A 587-nucleotide genomic window follows, 5' to 3' on the forward strand; every position below is an offset into this window, starting at 1 on the left:
GCAGAGGCACGCTATGATGTACCACTCCTTGTGATGGATGACCGCTTAACGGCTTTTGTCATTAAAACCGATGATGCTGATCATTCCGTCTCTTTAGCAAAGCTTGGAGATTTTGATGCAGAACACCAGAGATACGTCTCGAGCCACCCTTACGTGACCGGTCCACGCTTTTCTTCTGTCAATGCTAGGAGCTGGACCGCTCATCAAGATGAGGCTTTAGCTTTTAGGGTGCTGGCGGCACGCTACACACAAACAGAAAAAACCATTGATCTTGGCACTTTTGATCTTGTGGACTGCTCTGATTTACAAATCCGCGCAGCCATTGAATTGCCTTCAAGTGAGTGTTCTGTCATCTTTGAAATTGAACGAAACAATGGCACAATTTATCAACTGCTTCCCTTTCAATTGCTAAGCCTTACCGAATATATCAGTGAAAAGGTAAAGCTTCGCGCTATTCTCAAAGGGACAGAGAAACTCTCACCGGTGTTATTTGCGCCTGTTCAATTGATTGCGGGAAAGATCCATAAGGAAGCGACCTATGTCACGCGTGCTTTTGCCTTTGGTGAAAAGGCAAGGTTAACGAGCTA

General features: G+C 45.5%; 1 pseudogene. It reads left to right on the forward strand.

Going from position 1 to position 587, the window contains the following annotated elements:
• Nucleotides 1-587 (forward strand): annotated as a pseudogene (locus ACFIL8_RS12375) (DUF4815 domain-containing protein); the annotation flags it as partial.

Source organism: Bartonella sp. AP57NXGY (assembly GCF_042195805.1).
Taxonomy (GTDB): Bacteria; Pseudomonadota; Alphaproteobacteria; order Rhizobiales; family Rhizobiaceae; genus Bartonella.